This is a genomic window from Spirillospora sp. CA-128828 (assembly GCF_050945415.1).
GTDB lineage: Bacteria > Actinomycetota > Actinomycetes > Streptosporangiales > Streptosporangiaceae > Spirillospora.
Genome location: NZ_CP191986.1, coordinates 7,871,670 through 7,884,941, shown reverse-complemented (window position 1 = coordinate 7,884,941; position 13,272 = coordinate 7,871,670). Strand labels below are relative to the sequence as shown.

Here is a 13,272-nt window from a genome sequence, read left to right as displayed (position 1 = left end):
CATGGCTAATTTGATCCTCCACGGCACGCGCGGGACTGAGGTGGTGATGGGCCACCATGCATGGCGATGGCCACTCTAGAAGATGTTCTGTCATTAGAACTGTCAATCAAGAAATACGTGATGGCGTTTTCCTTTTCTTCGAGTGCGTGGCTTCTGTCTGGGATTAAGTGACACATCCGTTGACAGTGCTCGTGAGCACTCTGGAGATGACGCGGCGCGCATGAGTCAGATCTCGAGTCGCGAGACGCAGTGGTGAGTTAGTTCGAGACAGGACGTTAGGGAAAACGTGCCTTGGAAGGCCATGGAGTCGGATTGTGCCGCAGCTTCTGATCTCACTTCCGGCGGATAGCGATTCCTTTGAACTCAATGGCAGTGCGGAACGGGCTACGCGAAGCAGGGTCCTGCTCTAGGTGACACCACAATTGACAAAGGATTCGCTAGGCTCGCTCTGCGAGGATGAGCGCGCGCGCCCAACGGCCCTGCCGCCACAGCTGAACCTTCGCGGGCGCGCTGATCACTGGAAGGCCTGGGTTAGTTGATGGCATGGGATCCGACAATCACGGAAACTCAAGGAGAACAGGATGCGGGTGAAACAATGGATGCCGCAGATCTCCAAACGGACGTCCAAGGGGCATGTGGCACGTTGTCATCTACGCCAATGGATGCGTTGCTGCAACTCGCTTTTTCGCTCGCCGCTTGGGGTGTGAGTCCAGTGCTATGTGTATCGCCCGCGGCTGAGTCGTTCGGCCTGCGGGTCGGGACCGAGTTTATCCAGGTGACCACGGTAAGTGGGAGGTGTGTGCTAGTTACCGAGTCTGGAAAGGTCTTGGGGTACATCACCGATACGCAGATCATGGACGAGATTCTCGAGGCGGTGTACTTTTCTGCAGCGAACTCGGTCAGCTGAACTCAAAGTGATGCCGAGAATCGGAAGTCTCCCGTGGCCATGTTCGCAGGGTCAGCGCGGATTCCTGGTCAGGCCGGGTGGTTGATCCGTTCCAGCAGTCTAGTGATTTCCGCCCGCTGGTAGTACATCGTGCGACCCACTTGGAGAATCGGGTCGGGAGCGTCTTCTCGATGCAGCAATGAGTGGACTTGTCGTGGGTCAAGGCGATTCTCTTTAGCGATCAACGCGCGACTGACGAGGTCCCGTCGTCTCACGATGACGGGAGCCGCCTGGGTGAGATAATTCTTGGCGGCTTTGATGCCAATGTCGAAATGTTGAGCAATCAACTCCGGGGTCCCCTTACGGCCCTCGGTGATTGTCTTGTCTAGGAATTCGACAACCTTGGCTTCTTGAGCGCTGGTATCTTGCTGCTTTTTGGCCAACCGTTCGGCGCGGCGTTGCTCGGCATGAGTCATGAGATCGTCTTTGACCTGCGCGTAGGAGTAACGGATGACTCCACCGGTATCCATGTAGCGGATCACACCGTTGTCCCGAAGTCTTTGGATGGTCAGCGGGGTGAGTCTGAGCAGGGCGGCAAGTTCTTGGGTCGTGACGATGTCAGGATCGCGCAGCGAGGATTCGTCCGGTTCCTCGGCATGGGTTTCAGGCCGCTCACCGTCAGATCTCACGCAAGTCCTCTGCTCAAGCCGGGTTCCATCGATGTATCTGGTTATACCAAACCGGGCTGCGCAAGAGAGCGACGTTGCCTTCTGGTCCTGGTTCAGCGCCAGGCATTGCGGCGGCTTCGTGTTCTCCTTGAAGGCTTCTGCGTTGGCTTGGTTGCGCCGTCCTCCGGCGCCGCTGCCTCGGGCGCTGTCCGGGGTCTGGCCAGCTTCCTGGAGGTCCCTACTGCTTCGGCAGCGTTCCTCGGCGTTGGCTGGCTAGGGCGTGTTTCGAAAGTGGATCTTGATGTGTCATGATCCACTTCATGGGGAGGCGCGATCTGACGAAGGCGCAGTGGGCGAAGCTGGAGTCCCTGCTGCCCGTTGGGAAGAAGTCCGGACGGCCGCGGGTACACACCAAGCGGCAGCTGATAGACGGCATACGCTGGCGCACCCGCGCCGGTGCTCCGTGGCGGGACGTGCCCGAGCGGTACGGCCCATGGGAGACGGTGTACGGGCTGTTCCGGCGTTGGCAGCGGGACGGCACCTGGCACCGCATCTTCGAGCAATTGCAGGCCCGGGCCGAGGCCGAGGGGCTGATCACCTGGGACGTCTCGGTGGACTCCACCATCGCCCGCGCCCACCAGCATGCGGCGGGTGCCCGCAAAAAGGGGATCTGCAAGTCGAGCCACCAGGTGGTGTGTTCACCGAGCCCGACGACCACGGGCTCGGACGCTCCCGGGGCGGGCTGACCACCAAGCTCCACCTGGCGGTCGAGCAGGCCCAGAAGCCGATGTCGCTGGTGATCACGGCCGGGCAGCGCGGTGACTCCCCGCAGTTCCAGGTGGTCCTGGGCCACATCCGGGTGCCCCGGCTCGGGCCGGGTCGCCCGCGCACCCGACCGGACAGGGTTCGTGCCGACAGGCGTACGGTTCCCGCGCGAATCGCGCCTACCTGCGCAAGCGCGGTATCCGCTGCACGATCCCCGAGAAGCGCGACCAGATCGCCAACCGCAAGAAGCGCGGATCCCACGGCGGCCGACCACCGAAGTTCGACGCGTCCGACTACAAAGAGCGTCACGCGGTGGAGTGCGGGATCAATCGCCTCAAGCGCCACCGTGCGGTGGCGACGAGGTACGACAAGCTTGCCGTCCGATACGAGGCGACCGCGCTGGTCGCAGCCATCAACGAGTGGCTGTGACCAGCACTTTCGAAACACGCTAGGGCACCAGCACCAGCCGCCCTCGCACTCCGCCCTCGGCCAGGCGGGCGTGCGCCTTCGCGGCCTCCTCCAAGGGGTAGGTCTCGGCGACTCGGAGGGTCAGCACCCCCTCGTCCACCAGGGCGGCCAGCTCCGCGAGCCGGGCGCCGTCCGCGCTGACGGCGACGGAGGTGGTGCGCACCCCGCGCACCGACGCCGGTTCAGTGCCGGGCCGTACGCCCACGTAGGAGCCGCCGTCCCGCACCCACTGAAGGGCCGTCTCCCCGAGCACCGCCGCGTCCAGCACCGCGTCGACGCTGCCCGCGCTGACGGCACCGGAAGTGAAGTGGGCGGCGCCCAGCGACCGTACGAGCTCCTCGTCCCCCTCCCGGGCCAGCGCGGTCACCGACACGCCCCGGTGCGCGGCGAGTTGGATCGCGAAGCCACCGACCGCGCCCGCGGCACCGGTGACCAGCAGGGACTGCCCCTCCTCCAACTCCAGCAGATCCAGGGCCTGTACGGCGGTCAGGGCGTTCAGGGGCAGGGTCGCGGCGTGCACGGCGTCGACCGTGGCCGGCGCCGTCGCGACCGCGTCCGTGTCGACGACGACGTACTCCGCGTGCGTGCCCAGCGGCCGCACCATGCCGGGGTTGAGCGCCACCACCTCGTCGCCGACGCTCCACGCCGTGGCCACGCCCGTCGCGTCCACCGTGCCGGCGACGTCCCAGCCGAATCCGATCTGCTTGCCCGCGCCCCCGACGAGCCCCTCCCGGACCCCCACGTCCGCCGGGTTCAGCGTGGCCGCCGCCACCTTGATCCGCACCTGCCGCGGCCCCGGCTCCGGCAGCCCGGTCTCCACGACCTCCACGGCCTCGGGTCCGCCGAAGGTCCTCACGACTGCAGCACGCATGCCGACCGCCTCACTTCATGGGTATTTGTGTCGCTTTCAGGGTATTGCGACAACCCAAGAGGGGCTATCCTTTAGGAAGTAGTTACCTGAGAGTGCCTATGTCCCCTGGAGGGAAGTCATGGCGACCATGACCGCGACCCAGCGGCGCGAACAGGCACGCGCCGAGTACGACGCCTTCATCAAGGACTGCCCCACCAACGAGCTCCTCGGCCGCCTCAGCGACAAGTGGGTCAGCTTCGTCCTCGCCGCCCTCTCCCCGGGCCCCATGCGCTACAGCGACCTCAGCCGCAAGATCGCCGGCGTCAGCCCCAAGATGCTCACCCAGACCCTGCGCACCCTGGAACGCGACGGCATCCTCTCCCGCACCGTCACCCCGGCCGTCCCGGTCCGCGTCGACTACGAGCTCACCCCGCTCGGCGCCAGCCTCGCCGTCCTGCTGACGGCGGTGAAGGACTGGGCCGAGACCCACATCGAGGAGGTCCGCGAGGCCCGCAGCCGCTACGACACGCAGAACGCCTAGGTGTGCGGTCCCAGCACCTGACCGCCGCCGTCACCTCGAACAGCATCAACGACATCGCCCGCGACTCACCATCTGGCTGGCCGCCCGCCACCACCCCAGACGGCCAGTTAGCCAGATCACCGACTTCTAAAACACGGCCTAGCGCAGCTGGCGTGCGATGAACCGCAAGGTCAGATACCCGAACGCGGTGACGGCCACGCTGATGGCAAGGGGGATCGGCCGCAGATTGACACCAGCGATCACAGTGGAAACCAGGCCAAGGGCAAACATGATGAACGCCAGGAGTCGGACCTGGTGCAGGGACCCGCCCCGACGCTCACGTGGAACGGTGAAGCCGGTTTCGATCGGGTTCGGCTCAGGGCGGCCGGTGAAGTTGGCATGGTTGATCGGCCGGCGGACAAAGGGGCGTGTGAGAGCGTGGGTGTGCGTCAATTTGCCGCGGTACGCCATGGGTGCCCACCTCCTTTCAGCGTTGTTCACCGTACCCTGGCGCGCTGGACTCGCGCTCAGTACGTGGTCGTGTGGCTAATGCGCCAGGGCCGGAGCGGCCCAGGTCTGATGAGGGCAACGTAGACGTGGACGGTGACGGGCCTGCCGCACCAGCCGTCGCGGCCGATGGGGGTGACGGTGACCCTCCAGGTGCGGGATGCGGCTTGGACGGTGTCGGGTTCAGCGTCGTCATGGGGAGCTGGCGCCAGAACGGTGCGGCTGCGGGCGTGGTGGGCGAGGAGCTCGGCGGGCAGCGGGGTGGCGGGCATGCTGGTGGCGACGTGCGCCCGGTAGGTGGGAGTGAGGTACCCGCTGGCGCGCAGGTATGCGGAGCGTTGTCCGGTCCGGGCGTCGGTGCGGGCGTCGTAGGACCACATGATGGTGACGGCGGCCTTGGACACCGCGGTGGGGTCGGTCTGGTCGACGTCGCCCAGGCCTGGGGTCGGCGGGGGTGCGGGTGACTGCGCAGCGGATTTGGTGGGTGCCGAGTCGGCGAACTCGGCACTCGAGTCCGTGACGCAGCCCGCGCACGCGATAAGCCCGATCGAGATCGCCAGTCCGATGGCTGTCGTTCGTGCCGGGCGAAGATTGCGGGTGAACACGGCTGAGGAGTCCGGTACCGGGCGGTGCACGTGGGCGGCCATTATGGTATTCCTTTGCCGAAGCGGCGAGCGCCGATAAATCCCTTGCTGCGTAGCGGGGCGACGCGAACGTGAGATCCGGTAAAGGGCGCTTCGATGATGGTCTCGTTGCCCGCGAAGATCACCACGTGGTCGCCGTCGCTCAAGAAGATCAGGTCGCCGGGTTGGAGTTGGCTCCAGCTGACCTTTTCGCCGCGGTCGTCGTCCAGTTGATCAAAAGTGTAGTGCGGGATGGTGATTTTCCCGCCAGAGGCTTGATATATAGCGTACTGGGTGAGTCCGCTGCAGTCGAAACCGGTGCCGCAGAACCCGTGGCCGCAACCGTGTGTGGGGCCGTGTGTGTTTCCTTGGCCCCATACGTACGGGGTCGGCGGGTCGGTGCGGGCCCATTTTCTGGCGTAGGCGACGACGCGCGCGCCGAAGGGGCCGTTGACGCTGGGGCCGCTTTGGCCTGTGGGGATGCAGGATGTGCCGGCGGTGTTGCTGCCGCTGATGGTGAAGCCGCCTTTGGCGTACTGGTCGGCGTCGCGCAGTACGTTCTTGACGTACCAGTGGGCGTGGTTATAGGCGAAGATCGCATTGTAAAGCTGTTTGCCGCCCTTATCGGCGTGGTTGTGTTTGAGGTAGTTGGCGGCTCCGAAGATCGCGTCAGCGGGGTTGTAGACGTCTTTGGTTCCATTGCCGTCACCGTCGATGCCGTGGGCATCCCAGGTGCTGCGTAGAAACTGCATGGGGCCTTGGGCCCCTGCATAGTTCTGTCCGGAATGGATGCCGGGGCCGTCACCGCGTCCGTGGTCGGATTCTTCTTTTCCGATTCCGGCGAGCACATTCCATGGCACGCCATACCGCTGGCCCGCCTTGCGGTAATGGTTGAGGTAGTTGACCGGGATGGAGTTTTCGGCGCTTTTGGAAGCGCCTGGCTGACTGGGAGCGCCGCCCGAGGCGTCGCCGGCACAGGGGACGGCGCGAGCGGTGGAGGCGTGGACAAGCACACCGAGGACGGCGACGACGGACATCATCGCGGGCACCAGCAGGAGGGCGGCGATGAGCGCCAGGGCTCGACCGGTTCCCCTCATCGGCTCGGCGCGGGAAGGACCAGCGAGTTGGTGTGGGTGCGGATGCGCCGATCAGGCGCGGGGACTGGCACCCGGCTGGACACCGCGCCGAGGGCGGCGTCGGAGGGCGCACCACCGGTCCCATCGCCGGAACCGGTCGACCTGCCCGGCACGGCGGGGCCGTGCACCGAGGCGCTCTCGTTCGGGTGCGCCGACGGCGGCGGCAATGGCGGTCGCCCCGGATGATGACGCACGCCGGTGGCTGCCCTCGGCCCGGGATTGAGCGCCTCGGCGGTCGGCCGTCGACGGCGGTCACCGGGGGCGACGGTCCCGTGAGCTCCGGGCTGAGGGCGGCCGAGTAGCCGGCCAGTGCGCCGCCCCCGATGCGGTCGCGCACGGGCGCGCACCACCTTGCCCCGCTTGACCACGCTCTCCACACCCCCTGAGCCCGAACGTAAGCTACTCTGCTATATCTGAATATAGCCATGTTGTTCCTATCTTCACGATGTGAGGTCTGTACAGCTCGCCTGGCCGCCCGCCACCGTGGCGCAGCAAGGGGCCAGGCGGGCGCGGCCGCGAAAGGAGAGAGCGCGTGTCTGTGGCTGTGCACCTGGTTCCGCACCTCGACTCGCACCTCGTGGCGCACCTGGCCGCTCACCTGGAGGCCCCGCGGCTTCAGTTGCTGGACGTGCTGGCATCGCGTGCCGGCCCGGTTGAGCACGCCCCGGTGATGCGGTTCTTGCTCGACCCATCGGGGGCGCCGAGTCCACAGCCGTCCGGCGGGCCGGGAGATTTGTTCAATGGGCTCAAGCCCGATTGGGGTCCGTTCGCCAAGGTCGGCGTCGCGGCCCGAACGATCATTCAAGTGATCATGGCGGCCGTGCTGTTCATCTGCCTGGGCACCGCGATTCTGGGCGCGGCGAAGATCAGGCTTGGCCAGTCGGAGTTCTCCCACGACGCGATCGCGGTCAAGGACGGCCGAAAGCTGATCATCGGCGGTGCGCTGGGAGCGTTCCTGGTCGCCTCGATGGGCGCGTTGTTCACGATCGTGTACGGGATGGGGATCCCCATTGGCTGAGCAGACCACCACCTTGCTGCCCGATGACGGCGAGGAGCGGCCCCGGCCGGGAGCGTCCCTGCGTGCGGCCGCTCGCCAGTCCCGTCCCCTTCTGATCGCCATCGGGGTCGCGATCGCGCTGCTGCTGGCGTTCGGCATATGGACCGCGGTGAGCCCGCACTCCGGTACAGCGGACGGCCGGTCAACCGAGCGCGGGAGCGGCTCGCCGTCCGCCGAGGCCGGGCCGCGCCGGGTCGTGGACGGCGTCCCAGTCGGCTACGCACACACTCAGCCCGGTGCTGTTGCGGCGGCCGTCCACTACCAGCTGGCCCGCTCCAGGCCGACGTACATCACCGACGCCTCGCTGCGGCACACGGTGCTCGGGCACGTCATGGCCGCCTCGTCGCTGCAGACGCAACGGGCCAGCGACGACGCCAACGCCGACGCTGCGATGAAGGCTCTCGGGCTGACGCCCGCCGGTCAGGGGCCCCAGGGAGCGCGTTGGCTTCAGCACTCGGCGCCGCTCGGTGTCCAGGTCGCCTTCTACTCCGGCCAGGCCGTCACGGTGAACGTGTGGATGGCTGAGAGCGCCGGTGTCGTCGGCGACCCCGCCACGGTGCTGCCGCCGAGCGGGTCCTACACCACCTACGTGCTGACCCTGGTCTGGGAGCGGGGCGATTGGCGGATCGCCTCCATCGCGACCCGGCCCGGGCCCGTGCCCGCGGCCAGTTCCAACCAGCGTCCCAGCAGCCAGCAGGACTGGCAGCAGAGCGGCCGCTTTGCCGCCCCGCCCCCCTTCTCGTGAGGCCTGCGATGAAGCTGACCCGGCCCTCTGCCCAACCGCCGGTCCCCGGCATCAGTACCGCGCCACGGCAGCGTCCGCGCCGTCGGCGATGCTGGACGGCCCGGCCTCGGCTCGTCGCGGTCCTGGCCGCCGCGCTGGCGGTGGGCGGGATCGCCCATACCGGTGCCGGGTGGGCGGCTTCCACGCCGCCGGTGGCATCCGCCCCTTCACCAGCTCCGTCCCCGGGGCTTACGTCCTCGGGGCCCTCCGCGCCGGGTCCCTCGTCTCCGGCCCCCTCTGCAGCACCCTCGTCGGCGCCGTCGGCATCGGCACCCGCGTCACCGCAGCCGACACCGACCGATATCTGCAAGCTCCTGCCGACCCAGTGCCCCTTCCCGCGCCAGCCCCCTCCGGACGCGAAGAAGGCCATCTGCTCGATCAACCCCGACCTGTGCAACCCACCCAAAACCTCTCAGAAACTTCCCCAGAAAAGAAACGGGGACGATGAGGAGACGGGAAGCAAATTCACCTGGTGCGACATCCCCCCTGTCGACTCTATCTGCGTACTCAAGAACATCTGGCAGTTCAGTAACGGCGCCTACAATGACACCACCAAAGCCATCGACTTCACCAAGGACCCCTTCGGATATATCTCCCAGGCGTTGATGTCGGGGTTCGCGTGGCTGCTGGGCGAACTCGGGCAACTGATCAACAACACCACCCAAGTCGACTGGACCAACCCAGGATTTCTTCGCACCTACACCCAGATGTTCGGGCTCGCCACGATCGTCACGTTGTTCCTGTGGCTGCTGGCTGTCGTCAAACGCGTTGTCGCAGGAGTCCCACCGCTGGAGGCCGCGGGAGAGTCGATCGGCTACCTCCTGCTGTCGGTCGTGGTGACCGTTTTCATGCCCGCCGCGGTCTACTCCGTCGACCAGATCTTCGAGCTCGCGTGCGGCGCTGTGTTCTCCTCGGTCCCCGAGGACATGAAGTCGATCACCCAGACGGTGGTGAAGGCATGGGCGGTGATGGCGGCATTGGGTGGCGGCGGCGTGTTCATGACGATGATCGGTTCGTTTCTGCTGTTCGCCATTGTGAGCGTATGGGTGGAATTGACGATCAGGTCCGCGATGATCTATCTGAGCTTGGCGTTCGGGCCTCTGGTGTTCTCCGGTCTGGTCGACAAGGCGCTGTGGGGTCACACCAAGAAGTGGATCGGTTTCACCCTGGCGATCTTGTCGTCCAAACTCGTGACGCTGACCGTGCTTTCCCTGGCGACCGGGATGCTCGCCTCGATCAATGACTGGTCCGCCGACGCCAAGGACCCGCTCAAGGCGATCAGCATCGTCCTCACGGTGCTCGCGCTTTTGTTTCTGGCTTTCCTGGCGCCGGTGATGATCTCCCGGTTCATTCCGGCCTTCGGTGATGAGATCGCGGCGATCGCGGCGGCCCGGCAGGACTCACACGGCACCGTGCGGCAGGGCGGCGGCTCGGACCGGATGCAGGGCCTGGCCGATGGGATAGAGCGCCGCAACGACCAGCTCTCCGGCTGGAAAGACAAGATCGACAACTTTGACCGGGGCAACGGTGAGGGTTCGCAGCCCGGCCGGGGCGCAGCCTCCGGCGCGGGCAACCGAACCGGTCGGCCTACCGGCGGATCAGGCGGCGGGCCAGGCGGTGGTGTAGGCGGCGCCGTTGCGGGTGGCGGAGACCCGACCACGATGGCGATTGCGGGGGGCGCGGCCAAGGGCAAGGACATCGTGGACGGGGCCGCAAGGTCTGGCGCCAGCCGGGCAACCGGTGAGGGCGTGCCCATGAGCGGAGGCGGAGGGGGCGCTGACGCTTCTGGACCCGGCGGCTCTGGGACGGACATGATGCCGCCCACGCTGCCGTCGCCTGCGGAGCCGGGGCCGCAGGCGCCTGGCGATCCGCCGGGTGGCGCACCGGACCCGTCAGGAACCCAGCCGCCCGCATCTCCGCCGCCGGAACCACCTTCCGACGGCGGCGACACCCCCATGAAGTGATCGCAAATGAACTCGGCAACCGGAGGCCGTCGGAGCACGACACCGGCAGGCCACGCATCCGGGTGCACGCACCTGACGTTGACGGGAAAGGAAGGGCGACGGCATGGCGCGCAGCTTCGTGTACCCCAGGCCCCGGCCGCGTGGCCTGGTGGGGCGTCGCCTGGAGCAGCACGAGCAGATCTTCGTCGGCTTGGCCGGCCTGCTGGTCCTGGTGCTGCTGGTGAGCGTTCCGACCTGGCCCTTGAAACTCCTCACCGCCTGCACGGTGGCATTGTTCACGAGCTGGGCGGTGTGGATGCCGTACAAGGGCCGCACCTACCTGCGGTGGTGGGAGATCCGCCGCACCTACAAGCGGGCGTTGCGGCACGGTGACCTGCTGTACCGCTCCCGTGCGCCCCGCGCCGGGCGCCGGATGTCGGGGCAGCCGCGGCCGGTGCCGACGCCCGCGGGGATCCCCGAGCTGGAATGGATGAGCGCACCGACCGCCTTCGGTGAGCTCGCGGTGCTACTGCAAACCACCGAGCGAATGTTCGTGGCCACCCTGGAGGTAGAGGCCGAACGCGACTTCGGCGGTCTGGACGAGCCCGAACGCGAATCGCTGATCGCCGCGTTTGAGCACCTGCTGCGCACCACCGCCGAATCAGGGCGGATCCGTCGCCTGCAGTGGACCCTGCGGGTCGTGCCCACCGACCCCACCGGACACGAACGCGACGTCGCCGAGCGCCGCGACCGCACTACGCCGGACTGGCTGCGGGACTCCTACGACCAACTCCAGCAGCGCGTGGCCATCAGCGCCGAGGACCGCCGCCTGTTCGTCACCCTCGGCATCCCCTACAGCCAGGCCCTGGTCGCCGAGGCCCGCAACTTCAACAGCCTCGCCGAGGGCTTCGCCCGCGTCGTCGGCGCCGAGGCCGAGACCTTCATTCGGTCCCTGCCGCTGTCGCAGCTGCGGCTCGTCCGGACACTGGACGAGGCGACCTTGTGTTCTCTGGTGCACTCGCTGTACGACCCGACCCATCAGATCGACGACAGCCTCGGCCTCAACCGGCAGAACCTGTGGCCGGCCGAAGTCGACGGCCGCAACCCCCGCCACATCAAGACCCGAACCTGGTCCAACCCGCACCCCTGGTTCTCGGCGACCGCATGGTTCCGGGAGCTGCCCGCCACCGCGGTCCGGGTGAATTTCCTGGCGCCTCTGCTGCTGTGGATCGACCATACGATCCGCACCGTCACCATCGTGATGGACCTGGAGGAGTCCGAGCGGGCCCTGTCGCGCGCGCTGTCGGACCTGACCAACGAGATCGGCCAGGGCCCCACCGGGATGGTGCAGAACCCCCGGGAGAAGGCCGCCCGCAGTCACGCCGCGCAGACCGTCGAGGAACTCGGCGAAGGCTACGCCGGGATCACCTTGACCGGATATGTGACGGTGTCGGCCCCCAGCGAGAAGGAGCTCGCCCAGGTCAAGGACACCGTCCGCGGCGCGATCATCAAGTCGCGGATGCGCCCCGAATGGCTGGAGACCGAACACTGGCGGGCGTTCGCCGCCACCCTGCCGCTGGCGCTCGGTCTGATCCGGAGCCGGTGATGGCCGCCGCCTGGAACCCGCTCGGCCCGCTGTTTCGCCAGAACGTCACCCGGCGGCGAGGGCTGGCGACCACCTCCCGGCAGGCATGCGGCATGTACCTGGCGGTCGGCGCGCCCATGCTCGGGCACCGGGGCGTCATCGTGGGCCGTGAACGCTACGCCGGCAAGGCGTTCATCTACGACCCGTTCCTGCTCTACAGCGAGGAGTCCCGGGTCCGGTTGCCCGCCCCGCACATGCTCGTGCTCGGCAAGTCCGGCTACGGCAAGTCCGCGATGGTCAAGACGTACGTGCTGCGCCAGCTGTCCTACCGGGACCGGTCGTTTGTGGTCCTGGACGCCCAGGGCGAGGGCTTGGCCGGGGAGTGGCAGGAGATCGCCGACGCTCTCGACGTCATCCCGATCCGCCTGACCTACGGCGGCGTCCACGACGGCGGCATCCGCATCAACCCGCTCGACCCGGAGATCCCGCTGGCCCACCAGCAGGACCTGCTGACCTCCATGGTGGAGATCGTGGCCGGGGAGGTGCTGACCAGCGACGCCAAATTCGCGATCGAGGTCGCGCTGAACGCGGCGCGCCGCGCGGCCGCCGACCGGCGCCGCGTGCCGGTGCTGTCGGACGTGCTGGCCGCCATCACCGACCCTCAGCCAGCGATGCTCGGCCAGCGTGAATGCGCCAGCAGCGAGCTGCGCGAGTGGGGCATGCCCGCCGGGTTCGCGCTGCACGCCCTGACCTCAGGCAACCTGGCCGGCCTGTTCGACGGCGAAACCGTGAGCGGCACCGCAGGCACTTCGATCGACCTGACGGGCCGGCTGGTGATCTTCGATATGGCGCGGCTTCCCCGGGAAGGCGAGGCGCTCCCGCTGTTCATGGCCGTGATCGGCGCGTGGCTGCGGTTCGGGTGGATCGACCCGGCCTCCACTACCAAATACACCCTGGTCATCGAGGAGGCCTGGCACATCCTGGCACACCGCCCGGTGGCCCGGCTGTTCAACGAGTTCATGCGCTTTGGCCGCAGACTGGGCCTGTCGGTGATCGCCGTCGCCCACCACCTGTCGGACCTGCGCCTGGACGAGGTCCCCGAAGCCGTCTCCATCATCAAACTGTCCGCGACCCGGGTCGTCTACCACATCGAAGGCGACGACGCCGATACCGTCGCCGACTATCTGGAGCTCCCCGCGTGGGCCCGGGAGGCGATCAAGGACCCCGCCAACCTGGCCGCACCCGGCAACGGGATCTGGTCGTTTTCCGGCCTCACCCTGCTCGTCCAGCATCTGCGGACACCGGCGGAGACGGCGCTGACCAACACCAACAAACGCATGTCAGACGGTCCGGCTGCGTCCCCCGACGCCCCCTCCGCCGCACCCTCAGCCGGGCGCCCGGCCGGCCCACGGACCGGACCTGCCGATGAACCCACAGGCGGGCCCGCGGCGGCCGCCACTTGCGAAGGTGAGCGATGAGC

12 protein-coding genes and 1 pseudogene are annotated in these 13,272 nt (G+C 67.4%); 8 read left to right on the top strand and 5 right to left on the bottom strand.

Annotated elements, in window-relative coordinates; genetic code table 11:
- Window positions 1-538 precede the first annotated feature (538 nt).
- Entirely contained in the window at window positions 539-907 is a 369-nt protein-coding gene (locus ACQPXG_RS37985; protein WP_433463978.1) for a hypothetical protein, read from the top strand.
- Between the two features lie 68 nt (window positions 908-975).
- On the opposite strand, the gene ACQPXG_RS37980 is transcribed toward ACQPXG_RS37985, so the two are convergent.
- On the bottom strand, window positions 976-1,575 hold the full coding sequence (locus tag ACQPXG_RS37980) for a helix-turn-helix domain-containing protein (RefSeq protein WP_433463977.1): 600 nt from the start codon (window positions 1,573-1,575) through the stop codon (window positions 976-978).
- A gap of 299 nt (window positions 1,576-1,874) precedes the next feature.
- Between ACQPXG_RS37980 and ACQPXG_RS37975 the strand changes: the two are divergent.
- Window positions 1,875-2,748 (top strand): annotated as a pseudogene (locus ACQPXG_RS37975) (IS5 family transposase).
- A 19-nt stretch (window positions 2,749-2,767) separates the two neighbouring features.
- Here the strand turns inward: ACQPXG_RS37975 and ACQPXG_RS37970 are convergent.
- Complete coding sequence (locus tag ACQPXG_RS37970; protein WP_433463976.1) at window positions 2,768-3,658, bottom strand: NADP-dependent oxidoreductase; 891 nt, start codon at window positions 3,656-3,658, stop codon at window positions 2,768-2,770.
- A gap of 118 nt (window positions 3,659-3,776) precedes the next feature.
- Here ACQPXG_RS37970 and ACQPXG_RS37965 point away from each other — a divergent pair, with 118 nt between their 5' ends.
- Entirely contained in the window at window positions 3,777-4,178 is a 402-nt protein-coding gene (locus ACQPXG_RS37965) for a winged helix-turn-helix transcriptional regulator (protein ID WP_433463975.1), read from the top strand.
- Window positions 4,179-4,316: 138 nt separating this feature from the next.
- Here the strand turns inward: ACQPXG_RS37965 and ACQPXG_RS37960 are convergent, their stop codons facing one another.
- Genes ACQPXG_RS37960 through ACQPXG_RS37950 form a run of 3 tightly spaced genes read right to left on the bottom strand, consistent with a single transcriptional unit; the run spans window position 4,317 to window position 6,327 of the window.
- On the bottom strand, window positions 4,317-4,628 hold the full coding sequence (locus tag ACQPXG_RS37960) for a hypothetical protein (protein WP_433463974.1): 312 nt from the start codon (window positions 4,626-4,628) through the stop codon (window positions 4,317-4,319).
- 56 nt (window positions 4,629-4,684) lie between these two features.
- Window positions 4,685-5,311, bottom strand: coding sequence for a hypothetical protein (locus tag ACQPXG_RS37955; protein ID WP_433463973.1), 627 nt, complete (start codon window positions 5,309-5,311; stop codon window positions 4,685-4,687).
- Window positions 5,311-6,327 (bottom strand): NlpC/P60 family protein, encoded by a 1,017-nt coding sequence (locus ACQPXG_RS37950; protein ID WP_433463972.1) that lies wholly within the window; start codon window positions 6,325-6,327, stop codon window positions 5,311-5,313. Before ACQPXG_RS37950 ends, ACQPXG_RS37955 begins: the two co-directional genes overlap by 1 nt.
- Window positions 6,328-7,000: 673 nt before the next feature.
- On the opposite strand from ACQPXG_RS37950, the gene ACQPXG_RS37945 reads away from it, so the two are divergent.
- The 5 genes from ACQPXG_RS37945 to ACQPXG_RS37925 all read left to right on the top strand — a co-directional run bounded on the left by ACQPXG_RS37945 (window position 7,001) and on the right by ACQPXG_RS37925 (window position 13,270).
- Complete coding sequence (locus ACQPXG_RS37945) at window positions 7,001-7,441, top strand: hypothetical protein (RefSeq protein ID WP_433463971.1); 441 nt, start codon at window positions 7,001-7,003, stop codon at window positions 7,439-7,441.
- Complete coding sequence (locus ACQPXG_RS37940; RefSeq protein WP_433463970.1) at window positions 7,434-8,225, top strand: hypothetical protein; 792 nt, start codon at window positions 7,434-7,436, stop codon at window positions 8,223-8,225. Before ACQPXG_RS37945 ends, ACQPXG_RS37940 begins: the two co-directional genes overlap by 8 nt.
- Window positions 8,226-8,233: 8 nt before the next feature.
- Window positions 8,234-10,228: a hypothetical protein gene (locus ACQPXG_RS37935; protein ID WP_433463969.1), complete on the top strand. Its 1,995-nt coding sequence runs from the start codon at window positions 8,234-8,236 to the stop codon at window positions 10,226-10,228.
- A 103-nt stretch (window positions 10,229-10,331) separates the two neighbouring features.
- Entirely contained in the window at window positions 10,332-11,813 is a 1,482-nt protein-coding gene (locus ACQPXG_RS37930) for an SCO6880 family protein (RefSeq protein WP_433463968.1), read from the top strand.
- Window positions 11,813-13,270, top strand: coding sequence for a hypothetical protein (locus ACQPXG_RS37925; RefSeq protein ID WP_433463967.1), 1,458 nt, complete (start codon window positions 11,813-11,815; stop codon window positions 13,268-13,270). The genes ACQPXG_RS37930 and ACQPXG_RS37925 overlap by 1 nt, the downstream gene beginning before the upstream one ends.
- Window positions 13,271-13,272 lie beyond the last annotated feature (2 nt).